The sequence below is a fragment of the Alteribacillus bidgolensis genome, from assembly GCF_002886255.1.
Lineage (GTDB): Bacteria > Bacillota > Bacilli > Bacillales > Marinococcaceae > Alteribacillus > Alteribacillus bidgolensis.
Map to the genome: position 1 here is coordinate 1,892,576 of NZ_KZ614149.1, position 12,771 is coordinate 1,905,346.

The 12,771-nt window shown below is 39.4% G+C and carries 16 protein-coding genes; 2 read left to right on the forward strand and 14 right to left on the reverse strand.

The features are described from left to right. The first annotated feature begins 221 nt into the window (after positions 1–221). Positions 222–392, forward strand: a complete 171-nt coding sequence (locus CEF16_RS23740; protein WP_170031794.1) for a hypothetical protein — start codon at positions 222–224, stop codon at positions 390–392. A 187-nt stretch (positions 393–579) separates the two neighbouring features. Here CEF16_RS23740 and CEF16_RS23745 read toward each other — a convergent pair whose 3' ends face one another. The 13 genes from CEF16_RS23745 to CEF16_RS09630 all read right to left on the reverse strand — a co-directional run bounded on the left by CEF16_RS23745 (position 580) and on the right by CEF16_RS09630 (position 10,704). After that, positions 580–750: a hypothetical protein gene (locus tag CEF16_RS23745; RefSeq protein ID WP_170031797.1), complete on the reverse strand. Its 171-nt coding sequence runs from the start codon at positions 748–750 to the stop codon at positions 580–582. A 580-nt stretch (positions 751–1,330) separates the two neighbouring features. Then, a complete protein-coding gene (locus CEF16_RS09575) occupies positions 1,331–1,729 on the reverse strand; it encodes an ArsI/CadI family heavy metal resistance metalloenzyme (protein WP_091586834.1) in 399 nt (132 codons plus the stop codon). A 74-nt stretch (positions 1,730–1,803) separates the two neighbouring features. Beyond that, positions 1,804–2,157, reverse strand: coding sequence for an ArsR/SmtB family transcription factor (locus CEF16_RS09580; protein WP_091586835.1), 354 nt, complete (start codon positions 2,155–2,157; stop codon positions 1,804–1,806). A 107-nt stretch (positions 2,158–2,264) separates the two neighbouring features. Continuing rightward, on the reverse strand, positions 2,265–3,056 hold the full coding sequence (gene minD / locus CEF16_RS09585) for a septum site-determining protein MinD (protein WP_091586836.1): 792 nt from the start codon (positions 3,054–3,056) through the stop codon (positions 2,265–2,267). 41 nt (positions 3,057–3,097) lie between these two features. Beyond that, positions 3,098–3,838: a septum site-determining protein MinC gene (gene minC / locus CEF16_RS09590; RefSeq protein WP_170031800.1), complete on the reverse strand. Its 741-nt coding sequence runs from the start codon at positions 3,836–3,838 to the stop codon at positions 3,098–3,100. 82 nt (positions 3,839–3,920) lie between these two features. Continuing rightward, positions 3,921–4,445: a rod shape-determining protein MreD gene (gene mreD / locus CEF16_RS09595; protein WP_091586838.1), complete on the reverse strand. Its 525-nt coding sequence runs from the start codon at positions 4,443–4,445 to the stop codon at positions 3,921–3,923. Then, complete coding sequence (gene mreC / locus CEF16_RS09600) at positions 4,442–5,383, reverse strand: rod shape-determining protein MreC (protein ID WP_091586839.1); 942 nt, start codon at positions 5,381–5,383, stop codon at positions 4,442–4,444. Before mreC ends, mreD begins: the two co-directional genes overlap by 4 nt. A gap of 14 nt (positions 5,384–5,397) precedes the next feature. Beyond that, the gene (locus CEF16_RS09605; protein ID WP_091586840.1) at positions 5,398–6,441 is read right to left on the reverse strand and encodes a rod shape-determining protein; all 1,044 of its coding nucleotides are present in this window, start codon (positions 6,439–6,441) and stop codon (positions 5,398–5,400) included. A gap of 320 nt (positions 6,442–6,761) precedes the next feature. Then, positions 6,762–7,433, reverse strand: coding sequence for a RadC family protein (radC, locus tag CEF16_RS09610; protein ID WP_091586857.1), 672 nt, complete (start codon positions 7,431–7,433; stop codon positions 6,762–6,764). An 83-nt stretch (positions 7,434–7,516) separates the two neighbouring features. Beyond that, entirely contained in the window at positions 7,517–8,098 is a 582-nt protein-coding gene (locus tag CEF16_RS09615; RefSeq protein ID WP_091586841.1) for a Maf family protein, read from the reverse strand. Between the two features lie 123 nt (positions 8,099–8,221). Beyond that, positions 8,222–9,253, reverse strand: a complete 1,032-nt coding sequence (locus tag CEF16_RS09620) for a hypothetical protein (protein WP_091586842.1) — start codon at positions 9,251–9,253, stop codon at positions 8,222–8,224. Between the two features lie 133 nt (positions 9,254–9,386). Then, positions 9,387–10,142: a prepilin peptidase gene (locus CEF16_RS09625; protein WP_091586843.1), complete on the reverse strand. Its 756-nt coding sequence runs from the start codon at positions 10,140–10,142 to the stop codon at positions 9,387–9,389. 385 nt (positions 10,143–10,527) lie between these two features. Further along, entirely contained in the window at positions 10,528–10,704 is a 177-nt protein-coding gene (locus CEF16_RS09630) for a hypothetical protein (RefSeq protein ID WP_175488369.1), read from the reverse strand. A gap of 263 nt (positions 10,705–10,967) precedes the next feature. Here CEF16_RS09630 and CEF16_RS09635 point away from each other — a divergent pair, with 263 nt between their 5' ends. Further along, a complete protein-coding gene (locus CEF16_RS09635; RefSeq protein ID WP_091586844.1) occupies positions 10,968–11,363 on the forward strand; it encodes a hypothetical protein in 396 nt (131 codons plus the stop codon). 48 nt (positions 11,364–11,411) lie between these two features. On the opposite strand, the gene CEF16_RS09640 is transcribed toward CEF16_RS09635, so the two are convergent. Further along, positions 11,412–12,704, reverse strand: a complete 1,293-nt coding sequence (locus CEF16_RS09640) for a bifunctional folylpolyglutamate synthase/dihydrofolate synthase (protein WP_091586845.1) — start codon at positions 12,702–12,704, stop codon at positions 11,412–11,414. Between the last annotated feature and the right edge of the window lie 67 nt (positions 12,705–12,771).

Sequence of the window (12,771 nt, forward strand, 5' to 3'; positions counted from 1 at the left end):
TCAAGAGAATTTCCTGTGCTGAAAGTAAAACATCACAGATTTCAGGGAGAAGAAAAACCAAAGTTATAAACTACTCTTTAGATGTTTCTGAGAAAAAACAGGGGAGTCCTATAATGTTTTTTTGAGGGGAGTATTTTGAAATTAGGTATTATCATTCTTAGTCTTTTTCTTCTTGTGGGGTGTCAAGGAGACAATCCTATCTTAACTGGAGAAAGCGGCCATTGGTTGATCTACTATTACGTGGAGAAGGAAAAAATAGTATAGAAACAGAGTATAGTGTTGAGTATATAGGAGAATCAGAAGTACCAGAAACAATTGAACTGAGAGTATGGGACCACCTCAGTAAAAATTTTAAGCGACTATCTCTTGGGATTCAAACAAAGAAGAAATAGTAATGAAAAAAGTTCAACAACTTTGTATTTTGTTATTGTACAAAAAAGGATAGGTAAGCAGATATATCGCTGCTTACCTATCCTTTTATTCGACATTATAATGTGTGATATTTTCAGCTAATTTTAAAGTATTTTAATTATTGTCTTGCCTTGCAATAAAACTCTTAGGCCGGTTCTTTTACGTGTCTCATGTGCGGCTCGTTTCTTCTCGAACTCTTGCTTTTTCAAATATCAGTGTCATTTGCGTCGTATATCGTTTCAAAGCATCATCATCTTCAGCATGTTTTACTTTTTCTTGCAGTTCATCAATTTTATCTTTCTCTTCCGCCGACAAATAGTCATATTCCGTAGTCATCAAGGATCTTCCCTCCTTTTTCAAAAACTCGGATTTTCCGCTACATTTGTCATTATGGCAATTTCTATCTTTTTTTAGACGTATTTCGTGCGTTCTTTTTAGAAAAACTCGTTTTGTCGAAGGTAAAGGAATCCACCAAAGTTAAAGGAACTTCTAGTAAGTGCGAACGTCCTGTTCCGGGTAATAGAAATCACCACATCGTGTGGAAGTACGTCCTATGGCAGCAGCATTTTTACATCCTGTACATCGAATGCCGTCGTTTTTTTTATTCTGTTAACCAATAAAATCCTATAATTCTTAACAGTGAAAACAAAGGAAAAAGTACATGAGAATAAATTATATTGATGTTGTAATCACGAGGAAAAAGAGGACAATTTATTTCAAACTTATATTCTTCTCAAAATATACCATATATTCTTACGTAAAGTAAATTATTACGTTTGATGAGATAATAATCCAAAAGGAGCTATCCCTAACCTATTGGACGCTCCTTTTTTATGAATAGAATTAAGGTTATTTGATGAGGAACCGAGTCACTCGTACTGTCCATTTTGAGGTTTCAAACAACCCCCCTTACATCATTTTATGAACAGCACGTAATAGTGCGTGAATGATTTTCTTCCGAATCCGCTATCGTATAGAAATATTCCCATTCATTTCCGTCCGGATCTGTTATCATAAATTTGTCTTGAAGCGCATAACAGCAAGTGGTATTCATTTCATCTCTTGAAAAATATCCTTTTTCTTCTAGACGTTTTTTATGATACATTACATCTTCTTTATTTTCTAGCTGTATACCGAAATGGCCCACTTGGTTTCCTTCTATTTTTCCACTCTTATTTAACGTAAAATTTACTGGAACCGCAGCAGGCATAAATTTGGCGTAATCCTGTTTTTTCTTAACAGGTCCCTCCTCAAACACATCCTCGTAAAAACGAATCGATTTTTCTAAATCAGTGACATTTAACCCAACATGAATCATATAAAATCCTCCTCTTTTTAATCAAATTTTTTTGATTAATTTAATTTAGAAAAACTCGGATTAATTGCCAAGTCTTAAGCCCGTTGTTGTTCATCAGAATTACGTTTAGCACCTTTGCGAAACAAACAACACAGCTCTTCAGATAAAACATGGTTCACTTCTGTTTCATTAAGCTTATAATAACTCCAAGTGCCTTTTGTTTCCTTTAAGATAAATCCTGCATCTAATAATATTTTCAAGTGGTAAGATAATTTGGATTGAGATAGATCGAGTATATCGGTTAAATCACAAACACAAACACTGTCATGTCTCGTAAGCTCATGCATAATTTCAAGACGCTTTTCATCAGCGAGCGCTTTAAATTTCTTTTTATAGCTCTCAAAGGAGATATTAGATTTACTAATATCTTTAAGCAGCAAAGATTTCATTGGAATCCCCTTAATCAATTTTTTTTGATTTAACAGTAGTATATAGAAAACTTTGGCAGAATGCAAGAAAAAAACTGCTTCCTTTTTTAGAGGAAGCAGTAGAACCGTTACGCTTTTAAACCTAACATGCTTTTCACTTTAGAAAAGAAACTTCTTTTTTGATCTATTGCCATAAGCGGTACAGATTCGCCGAGAATTCTTCTAGCTATATTTCGATAACCGAGGGAAGCACGGCTGTTAGGATTCATTACAATCGGCTCTCCTTTATGAGCCGCTTTCAAAACTTCTTCATCATCCACGATCATGCCAAGTAGGTCAATTGCCAGAGTAGAAACGACATCATCTACATCAAGCATATCTCCTTCATTAATCCGCCTCACTCGATTTACTACGAGTTTTGGAGGTGCCATTTCTTCTTGCTCAAGCAGCCCAACAATACGGTCAGCATCACGAACTGCAGACGTATCCGGCGTAGTAACGACAATAGCTTGATCTGCCCCTGACACAGCATTTTTGTAGCCTTGCTCAATGCCAGCCGGACAATCAATAATAATATAATCATAATCAGGCTTCAGCTCTTCAATCATCTGCTTCATCTGCTCTGTACTTACTGCTGATTTATCACTCGTTTGCGCAGCCGGCAATAAATGAAGACAGTCAAATCGTTTATCTCTTATCAGTGCCTGCTGTACTCTGCATCTTCCTTCTGCGGCGTCGACAAGATCATAAATGATGCGGTTTTCAAGCCCCATTACAACATCAAGATTACGCAAACCAATATCTGTGTCCACCAGACAAATATGTTTTCCTTGCAGAGCAAGCGCGGTACCTATATTAGCTGAAGTAGTAGTTTTTCCTACACCGCCTTTTCCAGATGTGATAACAATTGCCTCTCCCACTGCAATTCCTCCTTCCAAACGTCAAGAGAGCTTCCCAGCCGTTACGTACTCAAGGTTTCTCCTTGATTCGCTGCAGCTGCTGACTGAAACTGATTTAAAAGTCTGGTTTTTTCAAAAGAAATTTCCAGATCCTCATTCGCTATGTAAGCATACACGGGTTCGCCAAATAATGGCCCGCTTTGCTTTTTTTCATATCGATTAGGTGCATAAAAGATAGCATCGGAAATCGATATTTGATGCGGGGCCATAACGGAAGCACAGACAACAGAAGTTTTGCTGCCTTCGACTCCGGCTCTTGCAATACCTTTTAAGGTGCCAAGAATATAAACATTTCCGGTAGCCTCTACGATTCCTCCGGGATTTACATCACCAAGTAATAGGACGTCCCCTCTAATACGCAGAATTTGTCCAGATCGTATAATTCTCGTAACAGCTGTTAGTCCTGTTTCTTCCCGTTCCCGTCTTGCTTCTTCTTTACTTATTACTTCCGAATGAAACTCTCCGACAAGAATCGGTTCTGCATCTTCTAAAAGATTTTTTATTTTCTCTTTTTGATGGTTTAATAAATAACGGTATCCCGCGTCGACTTTTACTTCCACTTCGGGACCGTCTCCAAACACCTGCTTATCATTAGAAATTTTCTCTTTTAATTCTTTCGTTAAATCGTCAAAAGAGCACTGATCATCAAGAATAACTGTCAGCCCTTCTTTTGTCCCTTTTATTGTAACTAAATTTTTTGCAGGTCCTGTACTCATCTGCTTCACCTCTGGAGCTTGAGCCATAATCATCACCTAGTTCACACTGACCTTATTTACTTCCACAAACAATCCCATTAATCCTGCTAATTGATTCAGATAGTGCCGGTTAACGCTGCTGCAAAGCTTCATAGTCTTCTAGACGCCGAAATAGCTTTTGGAAAGGATAAAGAAGCAGTATTGCTGCGAATCCATTTAAAATCCAAGAAGGCAGCAGGCGAACCATAAAAAAGTCTTCAAATAAAATATCGGTATAACCTATTACATAATACAGTCCGTAAGTCATCCACTCAAATATTAAGATAGCACCGATCATTATTACCATTTGCCACATATAGCTGATACGGACAGCTGTATAGGTAAATGAACTTATATAAGCAGTGAATCCTAAACTAAACATATAGATTCCTAATACATCTGTATACACAAAATCGTATAAAAGTCCTCCGGCAATGCCATAAAGAACACCAATACCTGGACCGCGAAATATCGAAATCAAAACTACAGCAATAAGAACAAAGCGGGGGACAAGGATATATTCATAATCTTGGGAAGGAGGAACAAAAATTTGAAACCACGTGCCTTCAAGTATAAATAAGACAAATACAACAATAGGCAGAAGAAAACGGATCATGGTGTACCTCCGTTCTCAAAATCTTCTTCTTGCAGTTCTACAGTTTCCTCTTCTTCCTCATCCTCGTCATCTGTTTCCATTTGTAATTCTCCATCTAAGCTGTCACTTGTTCTTTCAATAATATTAACCTGTTCAATATTATAAAAGTTAGCTGCTGGTTCTACTAGAGCATTATAGGTCAGGCCATATTCATCAGGCTCGACTTCAGTAATTTTACCAATTGCCAACCCTCTAGGAAAAATGCCCCCTAAACCAGAAGTCATTACCGTTTGACCTTCTTCCACATCTGCATCCGACTCAATTTTTCGAAGCATCAGTCCTTCCCGTTCTTCATCCCATCCTTCAATAAAAGCATATACTGGTGCTTCTTCGGTGTTTACCATAGCTGAGACACGGTTTGTCCGATTACCATCCGACAATAACTGAACGGTTGAAGTAAATTCTGATGTTGTCTGGATTTTTCCGATTAAGCCTTTAGCAGTAACAACAGCCATATCTTTTTCCACGCCGTCCTGCCCGCCCTTATTGATCCCTATTGTTTCCGTCCAACGGTCTGGGGTACGGTGAATAACAAGAGCAGAACGCATCACATAATCTGTGAGACTTTCATCTGCATCTACCATATTTTTTAACGTTTCATTTTCTTGCTTTACGCTTTCTAGCTCCGCTGAAAGAGAAGCATATTCATCGAGACGGGACTTTAAGAGCTGATTCTCTTCATATACCTGTAAGTGATCTCTTATATCCCCAAAGAAACCCGCTGCAAAGTGAGCGGGTTGACTAAATACGAACTGTACGATGCCTGTAGAATCCCGCACAAACTTTTCCGGCCAAGTCACCGCCTCTCTTTCGCGCATTGAAAAGCCAATAAGTCCAACCAAAACAATGATGCTAACCATTAGTATGATAAGTCTTTTGTTTGAAAAAAAATGGGGCATGAAGGACACCTACTCTACAGTGCATTCCGGTTTGACCGGGATGTGATACCAGCTTTTGACCGGAAAAGATGAAGATTCTCAAGAGCTCTTCCCGTGCCAAGTGCTACACAATCGAGCGGCTCTTCGGCTACGAGCACCGGCATGTTTGTTTCTTCACTTAACACTCTATCGATATTACGAAGTATTGCTCCGCCGCCTGTTAACACAATACCCCGGTCCATAATGTCAGCAGCAAGCTCAGGCGGCGTGGTTTCCAACGTGGTTTTTACCGTTTCCACAATGGTATTTACGGTATCTGCAAGTGCTCCAGATATTTCTGCTGCAGTAACAGAGATCGTTTTCGGAAGACCAGAAACGAGGTCCCGTCCTCTGATTTCCATATCCTCTATTCCTTCTGCTGTTCCAGCTGATCCTATTTCCATTTTTAATGTTTCAGCGGTACGTTCACCGATCATTAAATTATACTTTTTCTTGATGTAGTGGATGATTGCCTCATCCATTTCATCGCCCGCTACACGTATAGACTCACTTGTAACTATACCGCCAAGTGAAATTATCGCAACTTCAGTCGTTCCGCCGCCAATATCAACTACCATACTGCCGGTTGGCTCCCACACTGGCAGATCAGCCCCTATTGCTGCAGCAAAAGGCTCCTCAATCGTATAAGCTTCTCTAGCACCTGCTTGTTTTGTTGCATCTTCAACGGCCCGTTTTTCCACTGCTGTGATTCCAGACGGTACACAAACCATTACATTTGGCTTACGCGTGAAAATTGACCTGTTTCTTTGGGCCTGCCCGATAAAATATTTCATCATCGTAGCGGTTGTGTCAAAATCAGCGATAACTCCATCCTTCATCGGTCTAACGGCTACTATATTTCCAGGCGTTCTTCCGATCATATTCTTTGCGTCGTTTCCTACTGCTTCAATCGACCCAGCATCTGTTCTCATAGCGACAACGGAAGGCTCCCGAACGACAACACCTTTTCCTTTCACGTATACCAATGTATTTGCCGTACCTAAATCAATTCCAAGATCTTTTGAAAACCCACCAAACATCTATGTATCTCCCTTCATCCTTCACAAACTCTTTTATCTAAACATCTCAATCTTCTTAGAAAAATAATTACCCTGTTACCCGAAAGTTATATTTTTAATGTGTGACCTTTCAATCATACGCAGAAAAATGTCCACTATGCCATATTATACTGAAAACAAATGGAAAAACATAGACTTTCCATGTTCTTTCACAATTTTAATCTATTTTTCTCAGACGAGTACAGGTTTATTATTTTAACCTTGTAATTTTAAAAGAAAAGGATCATTTCAGCAAGTAAAAAAGAAAGAAGAAATGGGGGTATTTCATCATGAATAAATGGTCACATACAGCCTTTTTCTTTTAAACTTGTAAATTTGCGATCTCCGATAATAACGTGGTCAAGCACATCAATTCCTAAAATACGTCCGCATTCTGTAAGCCTGCTGGTTACTTCGATATCTTCACTGCTTGGAGAAGGGTCTCCGGAAGGATGATTATGAAGGCAGATGACCGAAGCAGCAGAACGGCGAAGAGCTTCCTTAAAAAGTTCACGTGGATGGACAATGCTAGTATTGAGACTTCCAATAAATAAAGTCTGTCGATGAATAACTTGGTTTTTTGTATTAAGACATAATATAACAAAATGTTCCTGGGTCAAAAAACGCATCTCTTCCATTACATAATCAGCTACATCTTCTGGAGAGTGGATAACGTAACGCTCATCATCTTGAAAAGTATAAATCCGTCTGCCAAGCTCCAGCGCTGCTCGCAATTCCAGTGCTTTTGCTTTTCCTATTCCATTAATGGATTGAAGCTCTTCGATAGTGGCTTCTTTTAAGAGCTTTAACCCATCGTAATGGAACAGTACTCTTTGAGACAACTGTAATACCGATTCCGTTTTTGTACCTGTTCGAAGTAATATCGCTAATAGCTCTTGATTAGATAAACGATCTGCACCTTCTTTGGCCATTTTTTCTCTTGGCCGTTCACTCATAGGCATATCTTTCATCATGAAAGACGAATTTGTCAATAAACATTCCTCCTTTTCTAGAAAACGTACACCTCGGATAATGGAAAATATGAGCCAAGCGGCTGTTAATGCTGTCTAAAAGAGGGGAAAATATTACAAGCTTCGAGCTCACGTGCGACTCTGGCAATAGGTAAACCAACCACATTAAAGTAATCTCCATGTATGGCTTTTACAAACAAACGTCCCTTTCCTTGAATTCCATAAGCACCAGCTTTATCATATGGTTCTTCTGTTTTTAAGTAAGATTCAATGAGGTCTTCTTGCAGCTGGTAAAACACGACTTCTGTTTTGACATGAAACACTTTTCGAACATCCTTGGAAAGGATTGCAGTCCCTGAGTAAACATGGTGGGAATGATTGGAGAGTTTTCGAAGCATTTCTCTCGCTTCTTTTTCATCCGCAGGCTTTCCTAGAATAGTGTTATCCGAAACGACAATAGTATCTGCACCTAGGACCGTTTCATTTTCGTTCTGGGAAAAAACCTTTTCAGCCTTACGCAAAGCGAGTTCTTCTACTGTTTTAGATGGGGGTACACCGGGGTCCACTTCTTCAGAAGCATTGCTGACTTGGGTGTGAAAGGAGAATCCAGATTGTTCAAGAAGTTCTTTTCGTCGTGGAGACTGAGAAGCTAAAAGTAGTGAAGGCATGAAGAGAAGACCACCTTTTCAATAAGATTTATTTCCTATTGTACAAGGTGTGTGTTTAGTTTACCAGATGCTGGTCTGCTAAACAAGAAATAATTGGTAAAAATCCTTCATGCCGCTCATTTTTTATTGCGGTTCTTGTTTTGTCTCGGAATTTCCCTCTTCCCTGTCTTCTCCATTATGAGCATAAACCGCTTCTTCATAATAAAGCACAGCTTCAATTAATAATTCCTGCAGGGTGCTAGACGTTTGTTTATTTTTGGCCCATTCCTTTTTTATTTCTTCTAATGTATTTCTTAGATCTGCAAAAACCTTGTCCTCTTTCCAGTTTTCCGTCTGCTCTAGATGATTCTCCAATGTACCCAGCAGCTCTTCGCTTTTTTCTTTCTCTTCTAAAAGCGCTGCGTTTGTCATATTCATTAGGAGCTGCTTGCTGGTCAACAGCATTTCAGTATTCTCGGTGTCATTTTGTTCATTTTCTTCGGGCTCTGGCATGGTACGAGTTTTTTCGTACATTTCAAGTCCTTCTGAATTATAATATTCTTTTAATCTTTCCGTCCCCTCTTCATTGAAAGAGACGCCGGAAAATAAATAATAATACTCACCATCATGTGTCAACACAGCCGGGTATCCGTTTGCATGAAAATTCCCCTGCATCTCAAGACCTTTCTCTTTCTTTGTAAATGCCCCAGTTTGTATAACTTGCATTGTGGTACTATCATTAAAATTTGCCGAAATGGGAGGTGCTTGATCATCTCTGTTAATGGCAGCCGTTGTAGAAGCATCATCTTTAGAAAATAATTGAAGCATAACGATGCCAAACAATAAACCTAACGCTACTGCTCCGACAGTTAAAGTTATAAAGTAAAAAGAATAAGACTTACGATAATTTCTAGGCTTTTTTGGTTTTCTAGGAAGATTTGCTTTTTTTCGGATTTTCTTATATGGGACACTTGGACGTTTCGGCTTATCTTCTTCCCAAAAAGAAGCTGCCTGCTCTTCTTCTGCCGCCCTTTTTTCTTTCCAATCTGCCACCGGTATATTATCTAGGTTCTGATCCGATTGTTCAGGGGGCTCTGACTGCTTGGGTTCCTCCTTTTCTAGATCTATCTTTTTTCCATTAATTTTAAAAGAAACCTCAGGCTTGTCTTTTTTCATAGCAAGGTCCCCTTTCGAAGTTTCACGATAGTTAAGAATACACTAGCACAGCTGGCATAAAAAAGAACAAGACTCTTGTCGTCTTGTTCTCAAAAAGATTGTCAATTGTACTCGTTTTTAAACTTTTAATCTCTTAGTATAAATGAAAATACCACTGCCAGATATCGACTCCAAAAAATAAAGTTATCAGACTTCCCGCCGCAATGTAGGGTCCAAATGGAAAGGGTGTTCTTTTTTTCACTCGCCCTATAAGAATACCAAGACAACCAAATAAAGCACCTGAAAATATAGAAAGAAGGAATACAAGTAAAATTTTTTCTAAACCAAAGAAAAGACCAAGAACAGCAAAAAGTTTAATATCGCCTCCACCCATACCTCCCTTACTAATAACTGCTATTAACAAGAGCAGAAAAAAACCAAGTCCTGCCCCAGTCAACATCTCCCACCATGGTTCTAACGGAACGACTGTCAACCGAAAAGAAAAAATGAGAATAGCAAATAGTATAAGAATTTTATCAGGGATAATCATAAACTTTAAATCACTAACCGTTAGAATAAGGAGCATGGATATGAGCAATACAGCAGCTGCAAATTCCCATGACCACCCATAAGTGGACCAGGCTGCAAGAAAGAGCAGGCCCGATGCCAGCTCTATTAATGGATACGTAAAAGAAATTTTCACTCCGCATGTCCTGCACTTTCCTTTTAACAAAACAAAGGATAAAACAGGTACTAAATCAAGTGTTTTCAATGTTTGATTGCAAGACGAACAGGGAGAGCGCGGGAAAATGATAGACTTTCCTTTTGGTATACGGAGGCCAACGACATTAAAAAACGATCCGAGTACCAGCCCAAGCATAAATATGTACAACCACGAAATGAGCTCCATGTATTGTTCCTTTCTATACGTAACATAATTCTAAAAAAAATATTGCTGGATTTCATTAGCATGAAAAGTATTTTAGAATGGTAAATCCTGGACATGAAGAAACTCAAGGAAGTAATAGAGGGTGAAAATACTAAACGAGATACAGGTGAAGGAGGGGACCGTACATACACTGTGAGAAACAAAAATTCAAATAAATTTGACAAATATATTATATCATTCATTAACTTTGAAAAACAATAGCTTTGATGGAAAAAATTTCTTTCAGCAGTTTTGGTGATTATTCTATTACCTACTGTAAATTGGCTGCTCAGCTTAATTTCTCATAAATCCACCTCATTCCAAAAATCCCAAAAGAGTCCTGTTAACTATTAAAATAATGCATCACTTAATCTCCTTCGTTTGTCAGATATCTTTTATCTTTTAAAAACAGGCGCCAAAACCCAATAAATATTGGAATTAAAATCGCCATGCCAACGATATAACCGACTAGTAAAGATTTGTACATCGTTTCGTTTGTAAACGTATTAAAGATCGTTAAATCTGGATATAAAAAATAAGGCATAAGCGCTGAACCATGGGTTTAACAAAACGTTTACATAAGAGGTGGTTTCTATCGAATGGCTTCCTTTTTTACAACGTATTTGTTCCCTATGTGTCATCATTTTTTTGCTTTTTACTTATTGGTGCATGGCTAAACAGGATAAGAAAGCAAAGAAAAAACGAGAGCAATCTTAGCTCTCGTTTTTTCTTGGTTAGGCGGATACTCACCATCATGTTTTTACAGCATAGATTAAAAAAGAAACCTGCATGGAAAGGGGAAAAATTATGTTTCCGTATCGTCAAACTGGATTTCCGCCCGGCCCGGGGCCTGGCACTGGTTTTGGACCTGGACCTGGACCTGGTTTTGGACCTGGACCTGGACCTGGTTTTGGACCTGGACCAGGAGGGGACATGGGACCACCCGGACAGCCTCCTTCAGGTCCACCGCCGCAAACAATCCCATCAGCCGCAGGAGGTCCGTCTTTATATGCCGTTGATCCTGGATCGCTTTATGGATGTCTGTATCGTTATACCTTCATGCGCCTAACAAATGGAGATTCGTTTTGGTTTTACCCCACTTTTATTGGCAGAAGATCGGTCGCTGGTTATAGATGGTTCTTTTTCCGCTGGGTTTACTTTGGTATCGACACCAATCGAATCGAATCATTTCAATGTATATAAACTTCTTTCTAATGGTAGAGGGCTGTCTCATACTCAGCCCTCTGTTTTTTATTTCATTTTCTTGACCATTTCAGATATAAAGTAAAGGGAACCGGCAATAACGACAATGTCTTTTGTTCCGGCTTGGCTTTGTACCTTTTCCCATGCTGTTTCCCAATCAGGAAGCGGTTGTGTTTGATTAAGCGGACTATTTTCTGAGATAGTTTCTGCCTTTGCTGCTCTTTCACCATCAAAGGACAATGCTGTTGCAGATGATACCGGCAGATCAACAAATGGACAGAGCAGCTCTTCTGGATCTTTTTCTTTGGTCATCCCTACAATCAAATGAATCGGCCGATCATGAAAATGTTCTTTCAAGGCTTCAGCAAGGCTTTCCATCCCCTCTTTGTTATGTGCTCCATCAAGGAGAATCGGCGGCTTTGTTTCTCTGTACTCTAACCGGCCGGGCCAGACGGCTTTTTTCAGACCGGTGCGTATATGTTCTTCTTCTACCGGTAAAGCGTAATACATTTTTAAATACCGAAACACCATTAAAGCAGCAGCTGCATTTTTTGTTTGATGACGACCAAGCATAGAAATGTCCAGATCGTTCAGATTGCTTAAAAGAGAATGAAAAGAAAACGACCAGCCATGCTCGTTCGATTCTGCACCGACAATATTAAAGTCTTTTGTCATTCGATATAATTTAGCGTTCGCTTCAGAAGCCGCTCGGTCAATAACCGCCAATGCAGCGGGGTTTGTTTCACACGTTACGGCAGGCACACCGGATTTAATAATTCCTGCTTTTTCTCTTGCAATGTCTTCTATTGTTTCTCCCAGTATATGCTGGTGGTCATGGCCGATATTTGTAATGACAGAAATCATAGGATAAATGGCATTTGTAGAATCAAGCCGGCCGCCAAGCCCAACCTCCCAGATTACTACATCCGGAAATGCTTTTGCTGCAAAATAATGGGCAGCCATAACAGTGAGTACTTCAAACTCAGAAGGCGTGCCAAAAGGTGTTTTCGCCACGCTTTCTGCCACTGGCTTAACCGCCTTTAGACATTCTAAAAAATCTTGCTCAGAAATAGATTCCCCGTTTACTGCTATTCTTTCACGATAATCATAAACAGAAGGGGAGTTAAAACTTCCGCATACCAAGCCCGCTTCTTTCATTGGCTCTCTTAAAAAAGCAGTGGTAGATCCTTTACCATTCGTGCCTCCAACATGAATTCCCTTCAGCCGCCGTTCTGGATTCCCTAACCCTTCAAGCATCATAAACACACGATCTAAGCCAGGACGTATATCAGAAGTAGTAAAATCATTGAGCCACTGTCTCGCTTCCTCATATGTATTCATTTTTATACCCCTTTCTTTGTTTACACATAGGGCTGACCACCGCACATCGTACACGGTGGTCTTTTTA

Excerpts from the sequence above, each read along its gene's own strand:
- CEF16_RS09575 (WP_091586834.1), bottom strand. The coding sequence starts at position 1,729 with ATGATTCATGTTGGGTTAAATGTCACTGATTTAGAAAAATCGATTCGT.
- CEF16_RS09580 (WP_091586835.1), bottom strand. The coding sequence starts at position 2,157 with ATGAAATCTTTGCTGCTTAAAGATATTAGTAAATCTAATATCTCCTTT.
- minC (WP_170031800.1), bottom strand. The coding sequence starts at position 3,838 with ATGGCTCAAGCTCCAGAGGTGAAGCAGATGAGTACAGGACCTGCAAAA.
- mreD (WP_091586838.1), bottom strand. The coding sequence starts at position 4,445 with ATGATCCGTTTTCTTCTGCCTATTGTTGTATTTGTCTTATTTATACTT.
- mreC (WP_091586839.1), bottom strand. The coding sequence starts at position 5,383 with ATGCCCCATTTTTTTTCAAACAAAAGACTTATCATACTAATGGTTAGC.
- CEF16_RS09605 (WP_091586840.1), bottom strand. The coding sequence starts at position 6,441 with ATGTTTGGTGGGTTTTCAAAAGATCTTGGAATTGATTTAGGTACGGCA.
- radC (WP_091586857.1), bottom strand. The coding sequence starts at position 7,433 with ATGATGAAAGATATGCCTATGAGTGAACGGCCAAGAGAAAAAATGGCC.
- CEF16_RS09615 (WP_091586841.1), bottom strand. The coding sequence starts at position 8,098 with ATGCCTTCACTACTTTTAGCTTCTCAGTCTCCACGACGAAAAGAACTT.
- CEF16_RS09620 (WP_091586842.1), bottom strand. The coding sequence starts at position 9,253 with ATGAAAAAAGACAAGCCTGAGGTTTCTTTTAAAATTAATGGAAAAAAG.
- CEF16_RS09625 (WP_091586843.1), bottom strand. The coding sequence starts at position 10,142 with ATGGAGCTCATTTCGTGGTTGTACATATTTATGCTTGGGCTGGTACTC.
- CEF16_RS09630 (WP_175488369.1), bottom strand. The coding sequence starts at position 10,704 with ATGCCTTATTTTTTATATCCAGATTTAACGATCTTTAATACGTTTACA.
- CEF16_RS09635 (WP_091586844.1), top strand. The coding sequence starts at position 10,968 with ATGTTTCCGTATCGTCAAACTGGATTTCCGCCCGGCCCGGGGCCTGGC.
- CEF16_RS09640 (WP_091586845.1), bottom strand. The coding sequence starts at position 12,704 with ATGAATACATATGAGGAAGCGAGACAGTGGCTCAATGATTTTACTACT.